This window comes from Pseudomonas sp. AB39(2026) (genome assembly GCF_059831485.1).
In genome coordinates, this window is record NZ_CP195212.1 from 3648985 (window position 1) to 3671372 (window position 22388).

At 60.4% G+C, this 22388-nt stretch carries 20 protein-coding genes; 10 read left to right on the top strand and 10 right to left on the bottom strand.

Annotation, left to right across the window (positions count from 1 at the left end; translation table 11 throughout):
- Positions 1 to 104 precede the first annotated feature (104 nt).
- The gene (gene fdhA / locus ACSAMW_RS16800) at positions 105 to 1304 is read left to right on the top strand and encodes a formaldehyde dehydrogenase, glutathione-independent (protein ID WP_168085447.1); all 1200 of its coding nucleotides are present in this window, start codon (positions 105 to 107) and stop codon (positions 1302 to 1304) included.
- A 429-nt stretch (positions 1305 to 1733) separates the two neighbouring features.
- Here fdhA and ACSAMW_RS16805 read toward each other — a convergent pair whose 3' ends face one another.
- Positions 1734 to 2648 (bottom strand): RHS repeat-associated core domain-containing protein, encoded by a 915-nt coding sequence (locus ACSAMW_RS16805; protein WP_500591258.1) that lies wholly within the window; start codon positions 2646 to 2648, stop codon positions 1734 to 1736.
- Positions 2649 to 2829: 181 nt separating this feature from the next.
- On the opposite strand from ACSAMW_RS16805, the gene ACSAMW_RS16810 reads away from it, so the two are divergent.
- Positions 2830 to 3393: a DUF2780 domain-containing protein gene (locus ACSAMW_RS16810; RefSeq protein ID WP_500591259.1), complete on the top strand. Its 564-nt coding sequence runs from the start codon at positions 2830 to 2832 to the stop codon at positions 3391 to 3393.
- On the opposite strand, the gene yihG is transcribed toward ACSAMW_RS16810, so the two are convergent.
- A complete protein-coding gene (gene yihG, locus ACSAMW_RS16815) occupies positions 3390 to 4277 on the bottom strand; it encodes a 1-acylglycerol-3-phosphate O-acyltransferase, YihG family (protein ID WP_500591260.1) in 888 nt (295 codons plus the stop codon). The two genes, ACSAMW_RS16810 and yihG, sit on opposite strands and share 4 nt — an antisense overlap.
- 191 nt (positions 4278 to 4468) lie before the next feature.
- Between yihG and rloA2 the strand changes: the two genes are divergently transcribed.
- The gene (gene rloA2, locus ACSAMW_RS16820; protein WP_500591261.1) at positions 4469 to 4972 is read left to right on the top strand and encodes a retropepsin-like aspartic peptidase RloA2; all 504 of its coding nucleotides are present in this window, start codon (positions 4469 to 4471) and stop codon (positions 4970 to 4972) included.
- Here rloA2 and ACSAMW_RS16825 read toward each other — a convergent pair.
- Together ACSAMW_RS16825 and ACSAMW_RS16830 are read right to left on the bottom strand one after the other, a co-directional pair.
- On the bottom strand, positions 4969 to 5676 hold the full coding sequence (locus tag ACSAMW_RS16825) for a 3'-5' exonuclease (protein WP_500591262.1): 708 nt from the start codon (positions 5674 to 5676) through the stop codon (positions 4969 to 4971). The two genes, rloA2 and ACSAMW_RS16825, sit on opposite strands and share 4 nt — an antisense overlap.
- Positions 5673 to 7607: a putative nucleotidyltransferase substrate binding domain-containing protein gene (locus ACSAMW_RS16830; RefSeq protein WP_500591263.1), complete on the bottom strand. Its 1935-nt coding sequence runs from the start codon at positions 7605 to 7607 to the stop codon at positions 5673 to 5675. Before ACSAMW_RS16830 ends, ACSAMW_RS16825 begins: the two co-directional genes overlap by 4 nt.
- Positions 7608 to 7822: 215 nt before the next feature.
- Between ACSAMW_RS16830 and ACSAMW_RS16835 the strand changes: the two genes are divergently transcribed.
- Positions 7823 to 8266 carry a response regulator gene (locus ACSAMW_RS16835; RefSeq protein WP_500591264.1) on the top strand — a complete coding sequence of 148 codons (444 nt, stop codon included), beginning with the start codon at positions 7823 to 7825 and terminating at the stop codon, positions 8264 to 8266.
- A gap of 262 nt (positions 8267 to 8528) precedes the next feature.
- Positions 8529 to 9881, top strand: coding sequence for an OprD family porin (locus tag ACSAMW_RS16840; RefSeq protein WP_500591265.1), 1353 nt, complete (start codon positions 8529 to 8531; stop codon positions 9879 to 9881).
- 70 nt (positions 9882 to 9951) lie between these two features.
- Here the strand turns inward: ACSAMW_RS16840 and ACSAMW_RS16845 are convergent, their stop codons facing one another.
- Positions 9952 to 12126 carry a malate synthase G gene (locus ACSAMW_RS16845; protein ID WP_500591266.1) on the bottom strand — a complete coding sequence of 725 codons (2175 nt, stop codon included), beginning with the start codon at positions 12124 to 12126 and terminating at the stop codon, positions 9952 to 9954.
- Between the two features lie 182 nt (positions 12127 to 12308).
- Here ACSAMW_RS16845 and ACSAMW_RS16850 point away from each other — a divergent pair, with 182 nt between their 5' ends.
- Positions 12309 to 12827 (top strand): glycine cleavage system transcriptional repressor, encoded by a 519-nt coding sequence (locus tag ACSAMW_RS16850; RefSeq protein WP_500591267.1) that lies wholly within the window; start codon positions 12309 to 12311, stop codon positions 12825 to 12827.
- 213 nt (positions 12828 to 13040) lie between these two features.
- Here the strand turns inward: ACSAMW_RS16850 and rarD are convergent, their stop codons facing one another.
- From rarD to ACSAMW_RS16875, 5 genes are all read right to left on the bottom strand, one after another.
- Complete coding sequence (gene rarD, locus ACSAMW_RS16855) at positions 13041 to 13928, bottom strand: EamA family transporter RarD (protein ID WP_168085436.1); 888 nt, start codon at positions 13926 to 13928, stop codon at positions 13041 to 13043.
- A gap of 35 nt (positions 13929 to 13963) precedes the next feature.
- Positions 13964 to 14938, bottom strand: a complete 975-nt coding sequence (locus tag ACSAMW_RS16860) for a serine/threonine protein kinase (protein ID WP_500591268.1) — start codon at positions 14936 to 14938, stop codon at positions 13964 to 13966.
- 51 nt (positions 14939 to 14989) lie between these two features.
- On the bottom strand, positions 14990 to 16894 hold the full coding sequence (locus tag ACSAMW_RS16865; RefSeq protein ID WP_500591269.1) for a PhoX family protein: 1905 nt from the start codon (positions 16892 to 16894) through the stop codon (positions 14990 to 14992).
- 117 nt (positions 16895 to 17011) lie between these two features.
- Positions 17012 to 17770, bottom strand: coding sequence for a TOBE domain-containing protein (locus ACSAMW_RS16870; protein ID WP_500591270.1), 759 nt, complete (start codon positions 17768 to 17770; stop codon positions 17012 to 17014).
- 53 nt (positions 17771 to 17823) lie between these two features.
- Complete coding sequence (locus ACSAMW_RS16875) at positions 17824 to 18561, bottom strand: ComFC family protein (RefSeq protein ID WP_500591271.1); 738 nt, start codon at positions 18559 to 18561, stop codon at positions 17824 to 17826.
- 83 nt (positions 18562 to 18644) lie between these two features.
- On the opposite strand from ACSAMW_RS16875, the gene bioB reads away from it, so the two are divergent.
- The 4 genes from bioB to bioC are packed head-to-tail and all read left to right on the top strand — an operon-like array spanning position 18645 to position 22385.
- A complete protein-coding gene (gene bioB, locus ACSAMW_RS16880) occupies positions 18645 to 19703 on the top strand; it encodes a biotin synthase BioB (protein ID WP_168085431.1) in 1059 nt (352 codons plus the stop codon).
- A 4-nt stretch (positions 19704 to 19707) separates the two neighbouring features.
- The gene (gene bioF, locus ACSAMW_RS16885) at positions 19708 to 20895 is read left to right on the top strand and encodes an 8-amino-7-oxononanoate synthase (protein ID WP_500594065.1); all 1188 of its coding nucleotides are present in this window, start codon (positions 19708 to 19710) and stop codon (positions 20893 to 20895) included.
- Positions 20888 to 21598: an alpha/beta fold hydrolase gene (locus ACSAMW_RS16890; protein WP_500591272.1), complete on the top strand. Its 711-nt coding sequence runs from the start codon at positions 20888 to 20890 to the stop codon at positions 21596 to 21598. The genes bioF and ACSAMW_RS16890 overlap by 8 nt, the downstream gene beginning before the upstream one ends.
- On the top strand, positions 21591 to 22385 hold the full coding sequence (gene bioC, locus ACSAMW_RS16895; RefSeq protein WP_500591273.1) for a malonyl-ACP O-methyltransferase BioC: 795 nt from the start codon (positions 21591 to 21593) through the stop codon (positions 22383 to 22385). The genes ACSAMW_RS16890 and bioC overlap by 8 nt, the downstream gene beginning before the upstream one ends.
- Positions 22386 to 22388 lie beyond the last annotated feature (3 nt).

Genomic DNA, 22388 nt, shown 5'->3' on the forward strand with positions numbered 1-22388 from the left:
TTTGTTTCCGTAGGCGCAAAGCTCTGCTTGCGCCAATGCACGCGCAAGCAGAGCTTTGCGCCTACACAGTGATCCATAAAAACAACAAGCGTGGAGAAACGAACATGGCTGACAATCGTGGCGTGGTGTACCTGGGAACCGGCAAGGTCGAGGTACAGAACATCGCTTACCCTAAAATGCAGGACCCGCGCGGCCGCAAGATCGAGCACGGCGTGATCCTGCGTGTGGTATCCACCAACATCTGCGGCTCGGACCAGCACATGGTAAGGGGCCGTACCACCGCTCAGGTGGGGCTGGTGCTGGGGCATGAAATCACGGGCGAGGTGATCGAGAAGGGCAGCGACGTCGAGCACCTGAAGATCGGCGACCTGGTTTCGGTTCCCTTCAACGTGGCTTGTGGGCGCTGCCGGTCCTGCAAGGAGCAGCACACCGGTGTATGCCTCACCGTGAACCCTGCACGTGCGGGCGGTGCTTATGGTTACGTGGACATGGGCGACTGGACCGGCGGCCAGGCCGACTACGTGCTGGTGCCCTATGCCGACTTCAACCTGCTCAAGCTGCCTGACCGTGACAAGGCCATGGAGAAGATCCGTGACCTTACCTGCCTGTCGGACATTCTGCCCACGGGTTACCACGGTGCTGTTACTGCCGGTGTCGGCCCTGGCAGCACGGTATACGTCGCTGGTGCCGGCCCGGTCGGCCTGGCGGCAGCCGCCTCTGCCCGTTTGCTGGGCGCAGCGGTGGTGATCGTAGGTGATGTAAACCCGGTGCGCCTGGCCCATGCCAAGGCACAGGGTTTTGAAATTGCCGACCTGAGCCAGGACACCCCCCTCCACGAACAGATCGCCAACCTACTGGGCGAGCCAGAGGTGGATTGCGCGGTAGACGCCGTAGGTTTTGAAGCCCGTGGCCATGGCCATGCCGGTGCGCAACAGGAAGCGCCGGCCACCGTGCTCAACTCGCTGATGCAGGTTACCCGCGTCTCCGGGAAAATCGGCATCCCTGGCCTGTACGTAACCGAAGACCCAGGCGCCCACGATGCTGCCGCCAAGGTCGGTGCCCTCAGCATCCGCTTCGGCCTGGGCTGGGCCAAATCCCACAGCTTCCACACCGGCCAAACCCCCGTGATGAAGTACAACCGCCAACTGATGCAGGCCATCATGTGGGACCGCATCAACATTGCCGAAGTAGTGGGTGTGCAGGTCATCAGCCTGGACCAGGCGCCACAGGGGTATGGCGAGTTCGATGCGGGTGTGCCGAAGAAATTTGTGATTGACCCGCATGGGTTGTTTAGCGCCGCTTGATAGGTTATTCATAAGCCTTTGCCAGAGCTGGCGAATTTAATATGTTTGTTAGCTCTGGCTAATAAAATTTGGTCAGAAGAGCGGACTCAAAGGCTAACCGCATCGCCATTTTGATCAGGCATTGGTAACCAAGCCGCTATTGCGGGCGAATATCAAACGAGTAGTCAATGGCGTCCAAATGCTTCTGAATGAGTCTGAGCAAGTTCGTGCTCTTGGGCAGTTACTAACGTATCAAGCCATTGATATCATGGCCTCGCTATCAAGGACGGAGGGGCGTAGAAGTAAACTGTTACGCCAGTACGCTAGGTAAGTTCGACATGGCGCGCCATTCACAATCGGCACGCCTGCCTGTAAGAAAATGATGCGCCTCATAGCCTTCGGGTCACCTAATACTGGAAGCAGTATATGTTTGCCCCGACGACTTTAATCCTAAGGCAGGCCTAAAGCACGCCGGTTAAGCAAGGCAGTAAAGTCAAATTTAGGTTCAAAGTATAAAGACGGCCCTGTTGGTGAACCAAAACTAAGTGCGGCCCTGTCTTTAACGACAATGTGACGATCAGTGTAGTTGGGTCCGTATCGACCTGAGCTTAGGGTCCTGGGCGAGGAGGAAGGATAATATGCAAGGTGGGGTTGATCTATCAGCGCCCCCCAAGCAGAGACTTCATTGCGGTAACTTTTTGTACGCAGCCCTGTGTGGTTTGCAATGGCTTGCCCGAAAGATATATTCCATACCGTTTGTTGGGCAGAATGACAGACTAGAGTGCGCACTCCGCCACTGCTGTAGGTGCTCAAATCTCCTGCACTTTGAATAACAAGTCTTGCTGCTTCATTGGAAGATACCCAGTTGCCAGGCCCCAAACCCACCATGCCGGGCTGTCCATGGGCTGCTATGTTCAGGCGCAGGGCGCCTTTACTAGTGTAGTCATCAAAAAGGTAACCGTTTTCTGAAAAGAAACGAATGTTTTTCGTTTCTGCTGTAAGGGTGTTGTTTTTTCTGGAATTTTTAAATATGGCTTTAGTCAGTGGTTTTAAAGCAACCTTTATGTGACCTGTGGGGTCGTCAAAATTTACCGGACTTGCTCCGACATACATATAGCTATTGATACCACCCGCTCCAAAGGGGCTCAATGAGTCCACTTGGCCGAACCGCATTAAACTCGGCAAGTACAGACGATATCCATTGCCCAGTAGATAACCATTGCTCGCTGCCTCATACCATTGCCCGTGGAAGGCGGAGTTCGACTCGTGATCCGGCGTATAGATGCCAAAAGGTGTATACCGCCGCCGCGCTTTGCCCTGTAGCGTTAATACGTTATTCAGTGCATCTGAATGAGTCAATGGCATAAGAAAGATCCTCGGTTGGCAGCCTGATGTTAGTTTAAGACATAGAAAGGCACTAGCTAGTAGTTAGATAGGCCGTTGATCGTACGCAAGCGTTGCAGCTATTTGTGAAGCAAAAGGCATCTGTTGAACCCTTGGCCTGAGGGGCGTCCAATGTGTGTCTTTTGTATCAGGAGCAACACCCATGCGTTTTCCCTCACGCCTGCTGGCCTTGTCACTCGCCCTTGCCGCCAGCCATGCCATGGCCTTCAACCTTAACGACGCGGTCAACGCCGCCGCCACCTTGCAGAACGGCAAGCAGAATGGCGCACCGGTGGCGGCGGCAGCCCCTGCAGCGGGGCTGCTCAACACCTTGGGCACTCAATTGAAGATCACGCCCGAACAGGCCATTGGCGGTACGGGCGCGATGCTAGGGCTGGCGAAGAACCAGATGCCTGCCACTCAATACACCGAGCTGGCTAAATCCGTGCCAGGGCTGGACAAGCTCTCGGGCAATAACGCGTTAGGTGGGCTGGTGGGTTTGAGCGGTTTGATGGGCAAATCCGATAGCAACAAGGTCAACGCCTTGAACAACGCCCTGAGCAACGTAAAAACCAAGCAGGACATGAACAGCGCCTTTACCCAATTGGGCATGAACAGCGGCATGGTGAGCCAGTTCGCGCCGATCATTTTGCAGTACCTTGGCCAGCAAGGGGCTACGGGTTCGGCCCTTACCAGCCTGGCGTCGGTATGGGGCACGAAACCCTAACCGTGCTGTGCCCGCAACGCCTCAATGCGGGCATCCTTCTCCACCCACAACTGGTTGACCCAGCCCTGCACCCGCTCACGAAAGACCGGGTCGTTCTCGTAGTCACCCTCGATCAAGGCCGGGTCGATGGGGCGGGCCTGAATGTCCACGATCACCTTGGGCACACGCCCGCACAGCAGGTCCCAGAAACCCGGGATGCGTTGGCTGGGATACACCACGGTCACGTCCAGCAGTTGGTTGAGCTGCGCGCCCATGGCCGCCAGTACGAAGGCCACGCCGCCTGCCTTAGGCTTGAGCAGGCGGCGGTAGGGTGAGGCCTGCTGGTCATGCTTGGCCTGGGTAAAACGCGTGCCTTCCAGGTAGTTCACCACGGTGACCGGCTGGCGCTTGAACAGCTCGCAGGCCTTGCGCGTGATGTCCAGGTCTTTGCCGCGCAGGTGGGGGTGTTTGGCCAGGAAGGCCTTGCTGTAGCGCTTCATGAAGGGGTAGTCCAGCCCCCACCAGGCCAGCCCCAGCAGCGGCACCCAGATCAGCTCCTTCTTGAGAAAGAACTTGAAAAAGGGCGCACGGCGGTTGAACGCCTGGATCAGCGCCGGAATGTCTACCCACGACTGATGGTTACTGACCACCAGGTAGGACGCATCCACCTGCAAGGCGTCCAGCCCACGGATGTCCCAGCGGGTGGGGGTGCACAGGGCAAAAATGGCCTTGTCGATTTCCGCCCAGCTTTCGGCGATCCACATCACCCCGCGCGAGGCGGCGTCGCGCAGGCGAACGGGTGTTACCAGCTTGACCAGCGCCAGCACCAGCAGCGGGCCGATCATGACCAGCGTGTTGAGCAGAAGCAGCGAGGCGGTAAGGCAGCCGTTGAGCAGGCGAAGCATGAAGAAACTCATATGCGAAGAAAGGTCGGCAATCATAAAGCCAAGTGCCATCGGCGCCAAATTTCGCCGACTGAACGGGACTTCACTAAATTTTTACTTTTTGTGTATGCGCTAACCCGTACTTTATTCCCACACGAACTAATCCGGGCCTGGGCATCTAACCCTTGGCGCCCCTGAAAAGGAAACCTTACGTGAAAGCTGTTCTTGCGTTGCTGTCCCTGCTGCCACTCACTGCCATGGCTGCCGACCCCACGCTGTATGGCCGCTACGAATACTTCAAGCTGCCGGAAATCGGGCAAACCCTTAAGGCAAAAATGGACACCGGTGCGCTGACCGCTTCGCTTTCAGCACGCGATATTCAGACCTTTACCCGCGATGGCGAAGATTGGGTGCGGTTCAAGCTGGCCACCCGCGACGCTGACGGCAAAGTGTACGAGCACAAGGTGTCGCGCATGAGCCGGATCAAGAGCCGCGCCGATGAGAACGATGGCGAGGAAGAGAACGTTGAAGTGGCCCACCGGCCGGTGATCGACCTGGACATGTGCCTGGGTGACGTGAAACGCACCATTGAGGTCAACCTTACCGACCGTAGCAGCTTCAACTACCCGTTGCTGATCGGCGCCAGGGGGTTGCGTGAGTTTGGTGCGGCCGTGAACCCGGCGCGGCGGTACGTGGCTGGCCAGCCCGAATGTTAAAGAGCAGGCTGATCGCGGCGCCTCCGCCAGCGCGCCAAGGCATCCTGCAGTTCACCTGATGTGGTCAAACCTTGGCGCCGCGCCAGGCTGAACAGCATCAGCCCCAGCTCTGCCGTCACAAGGGCATCGGCGCTGGCATGGTGGCGCTCGCCAATGCTCAGGCCAAACTGTTTTATCCAGTCATCCAGGCTGTGGTTATGGGCGGCCCAGTTGGGGCAGAGCAGCGGGGCAACTTCGGCAAGGTCGATAAACGGCGCTTGCCATTGAAACCCCAACGTCTGCTTGATGGCCCGCACCAGCATGCCTTGGTCAAACCCGGCATGAAACGCCAGCAAGGGCCGATCACCCACATATTCCAGAAACCGCAGCAGTGCTTCGGCCGGTGGCAGCCCTCGGGCCAGCACTGCCGGGCTCAGCCCATGGATAAGCGTACTGGGCACCGCCAGGTTGGCCTTGATCGCCAAGTGGCATTCAAAGCCGTCGCCTAAAGGAATGACAGGGCCTTCCAAGGCCACAGCACCGATAGCCACCACACTGTCTTTTTGAAGGTGTAGCCCTGTGGTTTCGACGTCTACCACCACCCACCGCTGGGCTTCCAGCGGTGTGTCATCCAGCGCGGCAGGTACATTCAGTGCTGCCAGGCGGCTGGCTTGCTCGGGTGCCACAGAGGGGGCGCGAAACCTGAACAGGTCAAGCAGGCTCATAGCTGGTATCGCACGGCAAGGCTGCCTTGCAGGCGCTGGGCCTGACGCAGAGATTCACGCAGGATGCGCCGGTCCAGTTGGTTGAGGCTGTCAGGGTCCAAACGGTTGGACCATGGCAGTTGCTGGCGGCTTTGGGCCTGATGCTGCTGCAGGCGCAGTTGCTGGATAAACGCGTAGGCCTCTTCATAGGCTGCCCCGTCCTGCGCATCAATCACGCCTCGCTGGGCCAACTGTCGGAACCGCTCCAGCGTAGGGGTGGCACTGATGCCATTGGCCAATGCCAACAACCGTGCGCCATCCACGAATGGCCCCAGCCCTTGTATTTTCAGGTCCAGAGTGGCGGTGCGGTCGGAGCCTTTGCGGGCCAGCACGAACTCGCGAAAACGCCCCACAGGGGGCCGCTGCCGCAAAGCGGTGCCTGCCAGCATGCGCTGAAAGATGCCGTTTTCCGCCACCTGGGCCAGCATGCGCTGCTGCAGCCAGTGGCCAGGTTCCGGGTTGCCCCAGACAGTTCGTACATCGAAATAGATAGTCGACGCCAACAGGTTTTCAGGGGTGGTTTCGCGGATAAACCCGGCAAAGCGCCGGGACCATTCCGCCCGAGATAGGCACAGCTCGGGGTTGCTGGCCATTACATTGCCCGTACACAAGCCAAAGCCACACAAGGCCAGGGCCTGGTTGATGTGATGAGCTAGGGGCAGCAACCGGCCACGCAGTTCGGCGGCATGCACCGGGTCGTCTGCGTCGAACAGCAGCCCGTTGTCCTGATCCGTGAACAGCGTTTGCTCATGCCGGCCTTCACTGCCAAAACATAACCAGCTGAACGGCACGCCGGGGTCGCCGTGGGTGGCTAGCGTCAGTTCGATCACACGGCACACGCTGTGGTCATTGAGCAGCGTCACAATGCGGGTGATCTGCTCCGAGGAGGCGCCGAAGGCCAGCATGCGTTCCACCAGCGGGCCAATGTCCTGGCGCATGGCGATTAGGCTGTCCAAGGTAGTGGCGGTACGGATGGCCCGCGCCAAATGGACCAGGTCTACCCTCTGCAGCGAGAACAGGTCCCGTTCGGAGACCACCCCACACAGGCGCCCCTCCCGTACCAGGCACACGTGGGCAATGTGCCGCTCGGTCATGGCCAACGCGGCTTCAAATGCCGTGGCCTCCGGGGGCAGTGCAAAGGGTGAGGGCACCATGGAGCGCTGGATCGGCTGGTTCAGGTCTGCATCGCCTTGGGCCACCAGTTCACGAAGGTCCCGCAGCGTGAAAATGCCCAGGGGCTCTTGGGCCGCATCCACCACCACAATGCTGCCCACTTGCTGTTCGTGCATCACCTTGACCGCCTGTTTTACGGGTAGGCTGGCTTCACAGGTGATGGGGTGGCGCATGGCAAGGTCGCCTAGGCGTGTGTCCAGGGAGTACTGGCTGCCAAGGGTTTCTGCAGCCTGGCGGCGCACTTGCCGGTTAACCTGGTCCAGCAGGCTGCTCACACCGCGCAGGGCAAAGTCGCGAAAGGGTGCCGACATGGCAAACAGGTGAATGAATGCCTCTTTTGGGAGGCGCAGGCAGAAGGTGTCATCGGCGGCCAAGTGTTCGGTACGGGTGGCCCTTTCACCCAACAGGGCGGCCAACGGAAAGCATTCGCCGCTGGCAATTTCGAACGTGGTTTCAATGCCGCCCGTGTCGCGGGGGCGCTGGCCGACCACGCGCCCTTGCTTCACGATATGAAAGTGCTCCACTGGCCCGTCATCGGGCCGCAGGATGCTTTCACCGTTGGCGTAAAAACGCAGGTGGCAGTGTTCTACCAGGTAGACCAGGTGCGGCTGTTCCATCTGGGCGAAAGGCGCAAAGCGTTGCAGGAACTGCAAGGTGCCTTGCACGTTTTGCAGGACGGCAGTTTTACCGGCTTGAAGGAAGGCGTCAGCTTTGCTCATGGGCTGTATCGTTTTTTTTATGCTTTATTGTCATCGTCTGCGCATGGGCAGCTTCTGCCCAGTGGACGTAAGTCGTATAACGCCCCTGCAATACACCGGTTTTTCACGTTGGCAATGCCGGGGCTATGCTTCACCGTATGCACCCTTACTGTGTGCTGGCACGTTTTCTGGCCAGCCTGTGGTCGTATGTTTGCATGTACTGGATGGCGAGCCCGATGTCTGACCTGGATATCCTCAGTGATGAGGAACGCGAGGCACTGAACGAAATTCTGCTCACGCCAACACTGGGGCCCCTTCGCGCGCTGGTGGTGGACGACGACGCCGACTCCCGCGAGCTGTTGGCGCAGATTCTCACTCTCCACGGTATTGAGTCCAGTACCGCTAGCACGGCACAGGCAGCGTTCGAGCGGCTTATGAGCGATCGCAGCATTGGCCTGCTGATCACGGACCTGCGCATGGCCCCCGCGTCTGGCCTGGACCTGATCCGGCAGATACGTGCATCTGAGCGCGCGGCATTGCCGATCATCATCATGTCTGGAGAAGCGGGCGTGAAGGATGCCATCGAGGCCATGCATCTGAGCGTGGTGGATTTTTTACTGAAACCCATCGATGTGGAGCAAATGCTGCTAATAGCACGGCGTGAACTGGGGGTAGGCTGAATAAACCCGATATTTGACATACCGATTTGCTATAAGCCATGGCACATCGATAAGTATCTTGAATCGGGTTAAATATGTGCCTTATCAACGAGTTAGCTTTATTGGCTGTTTGGGCCGAAGGCATCGGACAGCAAACCGCCGGTAAAATTGACAGTTTTTACTAAATTTTTTGTTACACACCCTGCAATACACCGTTGCAAGGGTCTAATCCGCCTGTTATCTATGCTCCCGAAAAAATTAGAAACACAACGGGGAGCACCAAATGACCATCAAAAACACCGCCACGCTTAGCGCACTGGCAGCGATTGGCGCGGGCCTTTGCCTGCCCTCGTTGGCATACGCTGATTTCATCAAGGACAGCAAAGCTACGCTGGCGATGCGTAACTTCTACTTCAACAACGATTTCCGTAACAACGAAAAGCCTGCCAGCAGCAAGATTGCAGAGTGGGGCCAGGGCTTTGTACTGGATTACAAGTCTGGCTTTACCGATGGCACCGTCGGCTTCGGTCTGGACGCGCAGGCCTTGTTGGGCCTGACCCTGAACAGCCCGAACGAAGACCACGTGGGCAGCACCATGATCCCGTCTGAGTCCAATGGCGATGCGGAAGATTCATGGACCCGCGCTGGGGTGACGGGGAAAATGCGTTTCTCCAAGACTGAAGCGCGTTATGGCAACCTTCAGCCCAAGCTGCCAATCCTGGTATCCAATGATGGCCGCCTGCTGCCTCAGACGTTCGAAGGCGGCATGATCACCTCCAACGAAATCGACAACCTCAAGCTGGTGGGCGGTCGTTTGGAGCACGTAGTTGGCCGCGCTTCGACCAACCGTACGGGCATGGGTGTAGCGGGTGCCACCCAGGACAGCAACGAATTCTGGTTTGGCGGCGGCGACTACACGGTCAATGACCAACTGACCCTGCAGTATTACTACGCCAACCTGGAAGATTATTACAAGCAGAACTTCGCAGGCCTGGTTCACGTGTACCCGATCAGCAAGGACTCGTCTTTCAAGACCGACCTGCGCTACTTCAAGACCGATGCGGATGGCAAGAACGACTCGGCAGCCGGGCGCTTGGCAGGTTACAAGACAAACGGATACAGCAACGGTACCAACGGCAAGATCGACAACGACACCTGGAGTGCCATCTTCACCTACAGCCTGGGCGGCCACTCGTTCACTGGCGGCTACCAGAGCGTGTCGGACAACAGCAACTTCGTTCAGCTGAACCAGGGCGGCCTGGTTAATGATCGCCGCGTCAGTGAAGGCGCCGGCGGCAGCAGCCTGTACCTGTTCACTGACCGCTTGATTGGCCAATTTATCCGAGCGGGCGAACAGACTCGCTTTGCCCAGTATGGTTACAACTTCAGCCAGGTAGGTGTGCCTGGCCTGACGGCTTCGATTACCTACCTGAAAGGTACCGGCATCGAAACCAATACCGGTGGCGATGCGAAGGAATGGGAACGTGACATGGCCGTGGACTATGTTGTCCAGGGCGGCACCTTCAAAGGTGTTGGCTTCGGCTGGCGTAACGGCAAGTTCCATACCGATGTAGCTAATGAATACAACCAGGACCAGAACCGCCTGATCGTCAGCTACACCCTGCCGCTTCTGTAAGTATGAAGTAAGCGCTGGCGCCGTTTGCGAAAACGGCGCCAGCTTAGTTACACAGTTTCTACCTCAGCTATTACCGGTTCGCCGCCTTGAACTCACGGCGCCGGCGGTGCAACACCGGCTCTGTGTAGCCATTAGGTTGCCGGGCGCCTTGCAGTACCAGTTCCAGCGCTGCCTGGAACGCGATGTTGGTGTCCAGGTTGGGGGCCATGGGCTTATAGGCTGGGTCATTGGCATTCTGCCGGTCCACCACTGCGGCCATCCGCGTCAGGCTTTCCACCACCTGAGCTTCACTCACTACCCCATGGCGCAGCCAGTTAGCCAGCAATTGGCTTGAGATGCGCAGCGTGGCACGGTCCTCCATCAGGCCGATGTCATTGATGTCCGGTACCTTGGAACACCCCACCCCCTGATCGATCCAGCGCACCACATACCCCAGAATGCCCTGAGCGTTGTTGTCCAGCTCGTTGCGGATTTCGTCGGCCGACCAGTGGGTGTCCGGCGCCAAGGGAATGCTCAGAATGTCATCCAGCGCAGCAGGCTCACGCGTAGCCAGTTCGGCCTGGCGCGCGAACACATCTACCTGGTGGTAATGCAGCGCATGCAAGGCAGCGGCGGTAGGCGAGGGCACCCAGGCGGTGTTAGCACCTGCCAGAGGGTGGGCGATTTTCTGCTCCAGCATGGCGGCCATCAGGTCGGGCATGGCCCACATTCCCTTGCCGATTTGCGCACGGCCCTGCAGGCCACACGCCAACCCCGTGTCCACGTTCCAGTTTTCGTAGGCCGCAATCCAGGGCTGTGCCTTCATCTGGGCTTTGCGCACCACGGCGCCAGCTTCCATCGAGGTATGGATTTCATCACCGGTGCGGTCCAAGAAACCTGTGTTGATAAACACCACGCGCTCGCGCGCCGCCTGGATGCAGGCCTTGAGGTTCACGGTGGTACGCCGTTCCTCGTCCATGATGCCCATTTTCAGCGTGTTTACTGGCAGGCCCAGCACGTTTTCCACACCGGCAAACAGCTCGTTGGCAAAAGCTACTTCATCCGGGCCGTGCATTTTGGGTTTGACGATGTACACCGAGCCAGTGCGGCTGTTGCGCCGAGGGCCATGGCCTTTAAGGTCGTGGGTGGCGGCCAGGCTGGTAAACAGCGCATCCAGGATCCCCTCGGGCACTTCACGGCCATCGCGGTCCAGCACGGCATCAATGGTCATCAGGTGGCCCACGTTGCGTATGAACAACAGCGAGCGCCCGTGCAGGGTCAGTTCGCCACCGCCTGGGGTCTGGTAAACACGGTCCGGGTTCATGGTGCGGGTAAAAGTTGTGCCTTGCTTGCTCACCTGTTCGGCCAAGTCGCCCTTCATCAGGCCCAGCCAGTTGCGGTACACCACCACCTTGTCATCGGCGTCTACGGCAGCGACCGAATCTTCACAGTCCATGATGGTGGTCAGCGCAGCTTCGACCAGCACGTCCTTCACACCGGCTGCATCGGTTTGGCCAATAGGGCTGTGCGGGTCGATCTGGATCTCGGCATGCAAACGGTTATGTTGCAGCAGCAGCCCGGTAGGCGCCTGGGCGGTGCCCTGAAAGCCTACGAACTGTTCGGGGTTGGCCAGGCCAGTGGTTTCGCCGTTTTCAAGTGTTACCACCAAGGCCCCGTGCTGAATGCCATAGCCGGTTGCCTGGGCATGGCTACCCGCTGCCAAGGGGGCCGCCTGGTCAAGGAACGCCTTGACGAAGGCCACCACCTTTTTGCCACGTACCGGGTTGTAGCCACTGCCTTTTTCGGCGCCGTCCGCCTCGCTGATTGCATCGGTGCCGTACAGGGCATCGTACAAGGAGCCCCAACGCGCGTTGGACGCGTTCAGTGCGAAACGGGCGTTCATGACGGGCACCACCAGCTGGGGCCCGGCCAACCGGGCGATCTCGTCATCAACGCCCGTAGTGGTGGCCTTTACATCGCCCGGCGCTTCCAGCAGGTAACCGATGTCTTTCAAAAAACGTTTATAGGCCGCCGCATCATGGTGCGTGCCCTTGTGGTCACGGTGCCAGCCATCGATACGGGCCTGGAGTGCATCGCGGCGTTCAAGCAGTGAGCGGTTTTTTTCACTGAGCGCGTGGATCAGCCTGCCTGCCCCAGCCCAGAACGTGTCAGCAGCCACGCCGCTGCCTGGAATGGCTTCGTTGTTCACGAAATCCAGCAGTACCTTGGCAACCTGAAGGTCACCTACCTTGACGTAATCGGTCATTGCGCGCTCGCTTTGGCTAAGGGTGGTTGGGGCGGTGGAATACAGGTATGTAGTGATTTTTTTCGGATACTACATGAGCCGGTCCCATAGGGAAAACCGGACTGGCCAGTCAGAAAACCGTTGCGTTAACGGCTTCGGTGGTGCCGCCTATACTACCTGTTCACTTCAGGGGGAGAAGTACCATGGAACAACTGGTGTTGACCGTGTTGGCGCAGGACAAGGCCGGGCATGTGGAACGTATCGCGCATTGCGTGGCAGAGCACCATGGGAACTGGCTGGAAAGCCGTATGGCGCGCATGGCTGGCCAGTTCGCAGGCATCCTGCGGGTTGAGGTGCCTGCTGCTGATCGCCCGGCATTGGTCCAGGCGTTGGAAGGGCTGAGCGAATACGGCATTCGCGTGCTGGTGGACCAGAGCAGCGGCGTGCAGGCGCAAGCCTTGAAGCGTGTGACCCTTCACCTGACGGCCAACGACCGGCCTGGCATTGTGCGGGATATCTCCCGCGTGCTCGCTGCCCGCGGCGTTAACGTGGAGCGCTTATCCACAGACGTGTCGCCCGCGCCCATGACCAATGAGCTGTTGTTCAATGCCGAGGCGCAATTGACCGTTCCGGAGGCCCTTACGCTGGACGCTTTGCAAGAAACCTTGGAAACCTTGGCGGATGAAATGATGGTGGACCTGAGCCTGCGTCAGGACCTTTGAAGTTATGCATACAAACCTTGCGCGTAGCTGTGGATAAGCTGGGGGGTATCCTCTACAGAGCACGTAATTCAAGGCTTGCAGAGGATTGATCAAAAAACGAGCAATAGTTTTAGTGTTGTGCACACCCTGAGTGGACTGGGCTGTGGATAAGCTTGGGAAACATGTCCACAGGCCAGGCAGCGCAGGCGTTTGAGAGAGCTGGTTAAAAAGTGATCAGCGATTTCGACGCAGCACCTGCCACACATCAACGCTGTACACCGCCAGTGCCATCCAGATAAACCCAAAGGCGATCAAGTTGGCGGTGCTCAAATGCTCGCCATAGAACGTCACCGCCAGTGCCAGCACCAGCGTAGGGGCCATGTATTGCAGGAAACCCAGCGTGGCGTAAGGCAGGTCACGGGCTGCTGCCGTAAAGCACAGCAGCGGTACCAGCGTGACCGGCCCGGCCGCAATCAGCAGCAGCCCTACGGGCGTTGGCCAGAACGCTGCCTGAGCTGTCATGGCATCCCCATGAAACAGCAGCCAGCCCAGCGCCAAGGGCAACAGCAGCCAGGTTTCTACCAGCAGCCCCGGCAACGCCGCCACAGGCGCCTTTTTACGAATCAGCCCGTAGAAGGCGAAGCTTAAGGCCAGTGCCAGCGACACCCACGGCAAGCTGCCTACCCGCCACAATTGCTGCGCAACGCCAATCACGGCTAGGCCAACGGCGATCCATTGCAACCGTCGCAGGCGCTCACCCAGCAACAACATGCCCAACAACACGTTCACCAACGGGTTGATGTAGTAGCCCAGGCTGGCTTCCAGCATGCGACCGTTGTTCACTGCCCACACGTACACCAGCCAATTGCCGGCGATCAACGACCCGCTGCACATCAGGATCAGGAACCGTTTGGGGTTATCCACAAGGGCTTTCCACCAGCCTGGGTGTTTCCACACCAGAAGGGTAAGTACCGCAAACACGGCGGACCACAGCACACGCTGTACGATGATTTCCATCGCGGGAACACTTTGCAGGGCCTTGAAGTAAATGGGGAACAGACCCCACAGGCCGTAGGCAATCAGGCCGAGAACATACCCGCGTCGCGGGTTGGCGGTTTGCATGGTGCGTCCTTTCTATTCTTGTAAGAGGATCAATATCAGAACAAACGCAGGGGCTCTTCATTGAGCGCTGAGATTTGTTCACGCAGTGCCAGTACCTGGTCGCCCCAGTACCGCTCGCTTCCAAACCAGGGGAAGCTATGGGGGAAAGCTGGGTCGTCCCAGCGACGGGCCAGCCAGGCACTGTAGTGCAGCAAGCGCAGGGCGCGCAAAGGCTCGATCAATGCCAGTTCACGCGGGTCGAACTCATGGAATTCGTTGTAGCCGTCCATCAGCTCGGACAACTGGCCCAGGCGTTCCTGGCGGTCGCCGGCCAGCATCATCCACAGGTCCTGAACGGCTGGGCCAGTGCGGCAGTCGTCCAGGTCTACCAGGTGATACACCTCGTCCCGGCACATGATGTTGCCGGGGTGGCAGTCGCCGTGCAGGCGCAGGCTGTTGAAACGGGTGGTGGCGTAGATGGCCTTGATACGGTCCAGCATGTCTTTGGCCACGGATGAATAGGCCGGTAGCAGGCTTTTGGGGATAAAGCCTCCCTCCAGCAAGGTGGCCAGGGAGGCATCGCCAAAGTTATCCACTGCCAGCGTTTCACGGTGCTGGAAGGGGCGGCTTGCGCCTACGGCGTGCAAGCGGCCCAGCAATTGCCCCAAGCGGTACAGCTGGTCAAGGTTGCCCGGCTCTGGTGCCCGGCCGCCACGGCGTGGAAACAGGGCAAAACGGAAATCGCCGTGTTCGAACAGGCTTACGCCATCGCGCACCAAGGGTGCTACTACGGGCACTTCACAGTCGGCCAGTTCGGCTGTAAAGGCGTGCTCTTCTAGAATGGCTTCGTTGGTCCAGCGGCCAGGGCGGTAGAACTTAGCGATCAGCGGCTCGGCGCCTTCAATCCCTACCTGATACACACGGTTCTCGTAGCTGTTGAGGGCGAGTACGCGGGCATCACTCAAGTACCCGATGCTTTCAATGGCATCGAGTACCCGGTCTGGGGTGAGTGTATCGAATGGGTGGGACATTACAGCTCCTGGGTGCGCCTGGCCTCACATGGTAGCGCACCCACACGGGCTTCATGCGCCTATCAGCCCGCCGTCTGCCCGGGTGATGGCCATGACCGAGGAGCGTGGCTTGCCATTGGGCAGGTGTTCCGGGAAGGTTGAGCCGCCGGTTTCGCCGGGGTGCTGAATGCCCACGAACAGCGTGCGGTAGTCCGGCGAAAACGCAATGCCGGTGACCTCGCAGCCCACCGGGCCGACCATGAAACGGCGAATTTCTCCCGTGGCCGGGTCGGCCGCCAGCATCTGGTTATTGCCCATGCCAGCAAAGTCTCCGCTGTTGCTCATGTCGCCATCGGTGAGTATCCACAGGCGGCCGGCGGCATCGAAGCCTAACCCGTCTGGGCTGTTGAACATGTTCTGCGCCGTGATGTTGGAAGAGCCGCGCTTGGGCGAGCCGGCATGGACGGCCGGGTTGCCAGCCACCACAAACAGGTCCCACTCGAAGGCGAGGGCGCCGTGGTCGTCGGCCTGTGGCTTCCAGCGCAGGATCTGCCCATACACATTTTTCTCGCGAGGGTTTGGGCCGCCCACGGGCTGGCCGTCTTCGCCGCGTTTGATGTTGTTGGTGAGCGTGCAATACACCTGCCCATCGAGCGGGCTCACTACGATCCATTCGGGGCGGTCCATGCGGGTCGCTTTCAGCTGGGTAGCGGCAAGGCGCGCATGAATCAGCACCTCAGCCTGGCTGGCAAAGCCTGCGGCGGCATCCAGCCCGCCCTGGCCATGGGTGAGCGCCACCCACTCGCCGGTGCCTTTGGGATGGTCCGGGTGGCTGTCTCCCGCGTCAAAACGCGCTACGTATAGGGTGCCGTGGTCCAGCAGGTCGCGGTTGGCTTTAGGGTTGGCATGGTCGATACGGTCGCGGCTGATGAACTTGTAGATGAATTCGCCGCGCTCGTCGTCGCCCATGTACACCACAGCATGGCCTTCGCGGGTTTCCGCCAGGGCGGCGTTCTCGTGCTTGAAACGGCCCAGGGCCGTACGCTTGACCGGCACTGACTTAGGATCAAAGGGGTCGATTTCCACCACCCAGCCATGGCGGTTCAGCTCGTTGGGGGTGCGCGACACGTCGAAGCGCTCATCGTGGGGGTGCCAGTTGATCTCTTTGCTGGCTGGCGTCAGGCCATAGCGCTTCTGCGCGGCATTCAGGCGCTGGTCGGCCTGGGTGCAGCCAAAGCAGTCAGTGAAGTTTTCTTCGCACGTGAGGTAGGTGCCCCACGGGGTCTTGCCGTTGGCGCAGTTCTGGAAAGTACCCAGCACGTCAAGGCCCTTGGGGTCGGCCTTGGTTTGCAGCAGGGCATGGCCAGCGGCGGGGCCGCTGAAGCGCAAGGGGCTGTTGCCATGGATACGGCGGTTGTAGGGAGACCCTTGCACAAACTGCCATTGGCCACTGTGCCGGCGTACTTCAATGACTGAAACGCCTTCCACGGCCAGCGCCTTGTGGACCTCGGCGGCTGACAGGGGCATGCCGCCGTGCTCATACAGGTAGCGGTAGTTGGTGTACTCGTTGTTGATGGCCATCAGTGCCCTGTCAGGGTCGCCGGGGAAGGGGAAAAAGCTCATGCCGTCGTTGTTGTCGCCAAACTGCAAGGCGTGGGCCTCGGCATCGGCCCGGCCACTGGGGTCGAACGCCGGGCTGTGAGCATGCAGAGGCTGGCCCCAGCTGATCAGTACCTGCGACTGGTAGCCAGGCGGCAGAGTGACGGTGTCGGCCGTGGCGGCAGCAACGGCGTCAAAGCCCAATAGTGGGCTATTGGCCGTCTCCACGGCCTGGGCCAGCGTGCTGCGTGTGAGCAGGCTACCGCCCATGAACATCGCAGCGCCACATAGCGCACCGGCACCGATGAAGCGTCGCCGGCTAAGGCCAACGTAGCGTTCAAGGTCGGTGGGTTGTAGATCGTCTTGGTACTGTTCCATGGCAAGGCTCCCGGCGGTTCAGCCAGCCACGTTAAACAGGCGCCATGAAGGTTTTGTGACGTTGTACTTGGGCGACGGCTTTATGCCGGCTTGGCGGATGGCTTGCGTATGGGGTGGCTAAAGCGGCCGCCCTAGTAGTACGGAGCCGGGGTCGAAGCTCACCGTCACGGGTGTTTCTGGCTCAAGCCCAGCCAAGCGCGGGTTATCCACAAGCGCGCAAAGGGTTTGCCCATTACTCAGGCTCAGGCGCACTTCGCCAGGGCCTGGCGCGGCCAGCTCCAAGGCTTCGACCGTTGCCGCCAGGGCATTGGCCGTGTCCGGTATGGGCTCACCCAAGGCATGCACGGTCAGCCAGCCGGCTTTCATCAAGGCAACCACTGGAGTGCCTGCCACCAGCTTCAGGCGGTCAGTACTGTCATGGGTAATGGCCGCCCGGAGGGACAAACCACCGCCGAGGTCCAAATGGATCATGTCGTTGATCCCTGTGTATTCGATGCGCGCCACGGTACCGGCCAACTGGTTGCGTGCGCTGGTGTGCAGCATCAAGCGGCCGAGCAGGTCCAGGTCGGCGTTGTCTTCGGCAGCGTCCAATAGCTGGGCATGCAATGCCTGCAAACGCTGGTACAGCCGCAGTACACGCAGGCCTTCTTCGCTCAGCCGTGCGCCACCACCCCCTCGGCCGCCTACGCTGCGTTCTACCAACGGCCGCAGTGTGAGGTTGTTCAGCTCGGCGATGGCGTCCCAAGTCGCTTTATAACTCAGGCCGGCAGCCTTGGCTGCACGGGTGATAGAGCCCTGCTCATCGATATGGGCCAGCAGGGCAATGCGTTGCGGGCGATGGGTAAGGTAATGGGACAGGACCGTAGGCAGCGACATGGCACAGGTACGCAGGCTAAAAAGGCGACCTTGCGCCGTCGCTGCTTTTCCCGTCAAGCGCCATCAGGTAAAGGCGTGCGTGCAAGGCAATACACATCGACCCGTTGCGCACCGGCCTGCTTCAACACGGTGGCCAAGGCGTGAGCCGTAGCGCCGGTGGTCATCACATCGTCCACCAGCGCCAGGTGCTGGCCCGCCACCTCGGCACCCGGTGCCAAGGCAAAGGCGCCCTGCAGGTTACGCTGGCGTGCGGCCAGGCCCAGCCCCTGTTGCGAGGGCGTTTCCCTTAGGCGTAACAGGATGTTGAACGCCCCAGGGATGCCCAACCCCTTGGCGAGCCACTGCGCTAGCAGCTGGGCCTGGTTGAAGCCCCGTGCCCGCAAGCGTTTTGGCGCCATGGGCACTGGCAACAGGTAGGCGGGCCGCGGCAGGCCTTCGTCGAAACGGTAGGCTAGAAAGGCACTTAACCGCTCTGCCAGCAAGCGCCCCAGGGGGCGATCCCCACGGTGCTTGAAGCGGTTGATGGCCGTATCCAGCGGAAAGTTGTATGTCCAAGGCGCTTCGACGCACTCGAAGGGCGGTGGTAACCATTGGCAGGCCGGGCAGGTTGGGCCGTCGAATACCAAGGGCAGTGCGCAGCGGGTACAGGCGAAGCCAGCCCAGGGCAGGTCGCCTTCGCAGCCGCTGCACAGGGAATAGGCGTTGTCTGAGACCCCACCACAGAACGTACAGGTTTGGTTAAATTTTGAGCATATGTCGACCAAGAGGTCGCGAAGCGGTTGACAGCGCATAAGGCCTTCCTTGACCATTTGTTCCATACCGTGATCACTGGCACCTTCGTGCCGGTTACCCAGCATAGAACAAGGAACCCCCGATGAGCGCCAGCCTGCACAGCCCGTTGCGTCATGATTGGACCCTGGCCGAAGTAAAGGCCTTGTTTACCCAGCCGTTCAACGATCTGCTGTTCCAGGCCATGAGCGTTCACCGGGCGCACTTCAACCCCAACGAAGTACAGGTGTCCACGCTGCTGTCCATCAAGACCGGCGCCTGCCCGGAGGATTGCAAATACTGCCCGCAGTCCGGTCACTACAACACCGGCCTGGAAAAGGAAAAGCTGCTGGAAGTGCAGAAGGTGCTGGAAGAGGCTGCCCGTGCCAAGGCCATTGGGTCTACCCGCTTCTGCATGGGTGCTGCCTGGAAGCACCCCTCCGCCAAGGACATGCCCTACGTGCTGGAAATGGTCAAAGGTGTAAAAGCCATGGGTCTGGAAACCTGCATGACCCTGGGCCGCCTGGACCAGGAACAGACCTTGGCCCTGGCCGATGCCGGCCTGGACTACTACAACCACAACCTGGACACCTCGCCGGAGTTCTACGGCAGCATCATCACCACCCGCACCTACAGCGAGCGCCTGCAAACCCTGGCGTATGTGCGTGACGCTGGCATGAAGATCTGCTCCGGCGGCATTCTGGGCATGGGTGAGTCCCTGGACGACCGCGCCGGGCTGCTCATTCAACTGGCCAACCTGCCGGAGCACCCGGAGTCCGTGCCCATCAACATGCTGGTGAAGGTCGCGGGTACGCCGTTGGCCAATGCCGAAGACATCGACCCTTTCGACTTCATTCGCATGCTGGCCGTGGCCCGTATTCTTATGCCTCAGTCCCATGTGCGGCTGTCCGCCGGGCGTGAGCAGATGAATGAGCAGATGCAGGCCCTGGCCTTCATGGCTGGCGCCAACTCCATCTTCTACGGTGACAAGCTATTGACCACGGCCAACCCCCAGGCCGACAAGGACATGATGCTGTTCGCACGCCTGGGCATCCGCCCCGAAGCTCGGGAAGAACACGACGACGAGGTACACCAGGCGGCCATCGAGCAGGCCTTGGTGGAGCAGCGCAGTGGTGAGCTGTTCTACGACGCGGCGACAGCCTGACTTCATGGCCGTTGACCTTCAGGCGCGCCTGGCCACCCGGTTGGCCGAGCGGCGCGCCAACAGCTTGTATCGCCAGCGCCCTTTGCTCGACAGCCCTCAAGGGCCGGAAGTTGTCGTAGACGGCACGCCCCTGCTGGCGTTCTGCAACAACGATTACCTGGGCCTGGCCAACCACCCTGAGGTGATCCAGGCCTGGCGCAACGGCGCCGAGCGCTGGGGCGTAGGCGGTGGTGCTTCTCACTTGGTGATTGGCCATAGCACGCCCCACCATGCCCTTGAAGAAGCGTTGGCTGACCTCACCGGGCGGCCGCGGGCGCTGCTGTTTTCCACCGGCTACATGGCGAACCTGGCAGCAGTCACCGCCTTGGTAGGGCAGGGCGATTCCGTGCTGGAAGATCGCCTCAACCATGCCTCGCTGTTGGATGCGGGCCTGCTGAGCGGCGCGCGTTTCTCCCGCTACTTGCACAACGACCCTGCCAGCCTCGCCACGCGGCTGGGCAAGGCGCCTTCCACCGGGGCCACGCTGGTGGTGACGGACGGCGTGTTCAGCATGGACGGCGACGTTGCCGACCTGCCTGCCCTGGCCCGCGAAGCCAAGGCACGAAACGCCTGGCTGATGGTGGACGATGCCCATGGTGTTGGGGTGATGGGTGCACAGGGCGGTGGTGTAGTGGAGCACTTCAACCTAGGGGTGGATGAGGTGCCGGTGCTGGTGGGTACCTTGGGCAAAGCCTTCGGCACCGCCGGTGCGTTCGTGGCGGGCAGCGAAGCCTTGATCGACTACCTGGTGCAATTCGCACGGCCCTACATTTACACCACCAGCCAGCCGCCTGCATTGGCCTGCGCCACCTTGAAAAGCCTGGAGCTGGTGCGTAACGAAGGCTGGCGGCGTGATCACTTGGCGGCCTTGGTGCAGCAATTCCGTAAGGGTGCCCAGGCACTGGGCCTGGACCTGATGCCCAGCCATACGCCCATCCAGCCTATCGTGCTGGGCAGCAGTGAGCGGGCCATGGCGTGGTCCCGGCGGTTGCGTGAGCAAGGCCTGCTGGTGACTGCCATTCGCCCGCCTACCGTGCCGGTGGACAGCGCGCGGCTCCGGGTGACCTTGTCTGCCGCCCATACCCAGGCGCAGGTTTCCCGCTTGCTCCAAGGCCTGGCGGACTGCTTGGCGCTGGAGCCGACCGATGAGTGAAACCCTTGCTGTGCTCCCGGGCTGGGGCTTGGGGCCTGCCGCCGTGGCGCCTTTAGTTCAGGCGCTAGGCACCGCCACGCCTCAGGCCAGCGTAACGGTTGCGCCGCTGCCCAACAGCGGCGATCTTGAAACCGCCCTGAATGTTCTCGACCAAAGCCTGCCACCGGGCGCTTGGCTATTGGGCTGGTCGCTGGGTGGCATGCTGGCCGTGGCGCTGGCCGCACGCCGTGGCCAGGCATGCCCTGGCGTTATCACCTTCGCCAGCAACGCGTCTTTCATCGCCCGTGAGGGCTGGCCGACGGCAATGGCATTGGAGACGTACACAGCCTTTGCAGGGCAGTGCGAAGCAGACCCCACCGGAACCCTCAAGCGTTTCGGTTTGCTGTGTGTACAAGGCAGCCAGGCTGGCCGTGGGTTGATCAAGCCACTGCTGGCCGACACTCGCCATGCCACTGCTGAAGGCCTGGCCCTGCTGGCTGCACTCGACAATCGGAACGCCCTAGCGGCCTTGGCGCTGCCCCAACTGCATGTATTTGCCACACGCGATGCCTTGGTGCCCGTGGGCACTGCGGCTGCACTTGCTCAGTTGGCGCCCCATGCGCAGGTGACCGAGAGGGAAGGCAGCCACGCGTTTGTGCTCGAATCGCCCCACGCGCTCGCCGCCATGGCAGCCGCCTTTATCGAGGAGGCTACCCATGGATGAGCCGACTTCAGCGTTGCCGAACAAGCGCCAGGTCGCCGCTTCATTCTCACGGGCAGCTTCTACCTATGACAGTGTGGCGGGGTTGCAGCGTGACGTAGGTGATCACCTGCTCGCCTTGCTCGAAGGCATAGAGCCCCCTGGCCAGTGGCTGGACCTGGGCAGCGGCACGGGCCATTTCAGCCGTGCCCTGGCCCAGCGCTGGCCCACGGTAAGCGGCGTGGCCATCGATATCGCCGAGGGTATGCTCCGCTACGCGCGCAGCCAGGGCGGGGCAGGTTGGCATGTGGCGGGTGATGCGGAACACCTGCCCTTGAAGGCCGGCAGCGTGGACCTAATGTTCAGCAGCCTGGCCCTGCAATGGTGCGACGACTTTGCCCAAGTGTTGGCCGAAGCCAGCCGCGTACTGACCGCCGGCGGGCGGTTCGCCTTTGCCAGCCTATGTACCGGTACCCTGGGCGAACTACGGCAGAGCTGGGAAGCCGCCGATGGCCAGGTGCACGTGAACCGCTTCCGTCGCTTCGAGGATTACCAGCAAGCGTGTGCCAACAGCGGCCTGCAGGTGCAGACGCTGGTCTGCCGCCCTCGCGTGCTTCATTACCCAGACGTGCGCAGCCTTACCCACGAACTCAAGGCACTGGGCGCCCACAACCTGAACCCCGGAAGGCCGGGTGGGTTGACCGGGCGCGCACGCCTGACCGCCATGATGGCGGCCTATGAAACCTTCCGCCAACCCACGGGCCTGCCTGCCACCTACCAGGTGGTGTATGGCGTGCTGAATAAACAGTGAAGC

What these genes read in the sequence shown, in the direction of transcription:
- ACSAMW_RS16845 (WP_500591266.1), bottom strand. Translation starts at nt 12,126, where the DNA reads ATGACCGATTACGTCAAGGTAGGTGACCTTCAGGTTGCCAAGGTACTG.
- ACSAMW_RS16865 (WP_500591269.1), bottom strand. Translation starts at nt 16,894, where the DNA reads ATGGAACAGTACCAAGACGATCTACAACCCACCGACCTTGAACGCTAC.
- ACSAMW_RS16825 (WP_500591262.1), bottom strand. Translation starts at nt 5,676, where the DNA reads ATGAGCCTGCTTGACCTGTTCAGGTTTCGCGCCCCCTCTGTGGCACCC.
- fdhA (WP_168085447.1), top strand. Translation starts at nt 105, where the DNA reads ATGGCTGACAATCGTGGCGTGGTGTACCTGGGAACCGGCAAGGTCGAG.
- ACSAMW_RS16805 (WP_500591258.1), bottom strand. Translation starts at nt 2,648, where the DNA reads ATGCCATTGACTCATTCAGATGCACTGAATAACGTATTAACGCTACAG.
- yihG (WP_500591260.1), bottom strand. Translation starts at nt 4,277, where the DNA reads ATGCTTCGCCTGCTCAACGGCTGCCTTACCGCCTCGCTGCTTCTGCTC.
- ACSAMW_RS16870 (WP_500591270.1), bottom strand. Translation starts at nt 17,770, where the DNA reads ATGTCGCTGCCTACGGTCCTGTCCCATTACCTTACCCATCGCCCGCAA.
- ACSAMW_RS16840 (WP_500591265.1), top strand. Translation starts at nt 8,529, where the DNA reads ATGACCATCAAAAACACCGCCACGCTTAGCGCACTGGCAGCGATTGGC.
- ACSAMW_RS16850 (WP_500591267.1), top strand. Translation starts at nt 12,309, where the DNA reads ATGGAACAACTGGTGTTGACCGTGTTGGCGCAGGACAAGGCCGGGCAT.
- bioF (WP_500594065.1), top strand. Translation starts at nt 19,708, where the DNA reads ATGGCCGTTGACCTTCAGGCGCGCCTGGCCACCCGGTTGGCCGAGCGG.
- bioB (WP_168085431.1), top strand. Translation starts at nt 18,645, where the DNA reads ATGAGCGCCAGCCTGCACAGCCCGTTGCGTCATGATTGGACCCTGGCC.
- ACSAMW_RS16835 (WP_500591264.1), top strand. Translation starts at nt 7,823, where the DNA reads ATGTCTGACCTGGATATCCTCAGTGATGAGGAACGCGAGGCACTGAAC.
- ACSAMW_RS16875 (WP_500591271.1), bottom strand. Translation starts at nt 18,561, where the DNA reads ATGCGCTGTCAACCGCTTCGCGACCTCTTGGTCGACATATGCTCAAAA.
- ACSAMW_RS16830 (WP_500591263.1), bottom strand. Translation starts at nt 7,607, where the DNA reads ATGAGCAAAGCTGACGCCTTCCTTCAAGCCGGTAAAACTGCCGTCCTG.
- ACSAMW_RS16810 (WP_500591259.1), top strand. Translation starts at nt 2,830, where the DNA reads ATGCGTTTTCCCTCACGCCTGCTGGCCTTGTCACTCGCCCTTGCCGCC.
- bioC (WP_500591273.1), top strand. Translation starts at nt 21,591, where the DNA reads ATGGATGAGCCGACTTCAGCGTTGCCGAACAAGCGCCAGGTCGCCGCT.
- ACSAMW_RS16860 (WP_500591268.1), bottom strand. Translation starts at nt 14,938, where the DNA reads ATGTCCCACCCATTCGATACACTCACCCCAGACCGGGTACTCGATGCC.
- ACSAMW_RS16890 (WP_500591272.1), top strand. Translation starts at nt 20,888, where the DNA reads ATGAGTGAAACCCTTGCTGTGCTCCCGGGCTGGGGCTTGGGGCCTGCC.
- rarD (WP_168085436.1), bottom strand. Translation starts at nt 13,928, where the DNA reads ATGCAAACCGCCAACCCGCGACGCGGGTATGTTCTCGGCCTGATTGCC.